Below are 286 nucleotides of genomic sequence, written 5' to 3' on the forward strand. Positions count from 1 at the left end.
CGAGCGCATGGGCGTCGCCAAGCCGAGCGTCACCAAGGCGCTCGGCAACCTGGCGCGCAGGGGCCTCGTCTCGTCGGCTCCCGAGATAGGCCGCGAAACATCTGTAGGAGTCCTCTGACAGGCAGTGCTCCATGCGGCAGGCCTCCGCCGAGGCGGTCTCGGCGTCCACGCCTGACTCAACGAGCAGCCGCTCGAAGAAGCGGTGCTTGTCGAGGGTGGCCTCGGCGAGGCGCCCGCCCTCCTCGGTCAGCCGCACGTCGCGGCCGACCACCTCGGCGAGGCCCCT

General features: G+C 71.3%; 1 protein-coding gene. It reads right to left on the reverse strand.

The genetic code is table 11. The features are described from left to right. On the reverse strand, positions 1-256 hold a 256-nt coding region (locus NE591_RS15670), incomplete at its 3' end, for a metal-dependent transcriptional regulator (protein WP_371130643.1). Positions 257-286: the final 30 nt, after the last annotated feature.

Origin of the sequence: Adlercreutzia sp. DFI.6.23 (assembly GCF_024462535.1) — a bacterium.
In the GTDB taxonomy this organism is placed as follows: Bacteria; Actinomycetota; Coriobacteriia; order Coriobacteriales; family Eggerthellaceae; genus Adlercreutzia; species Adlercreutzia rubneri.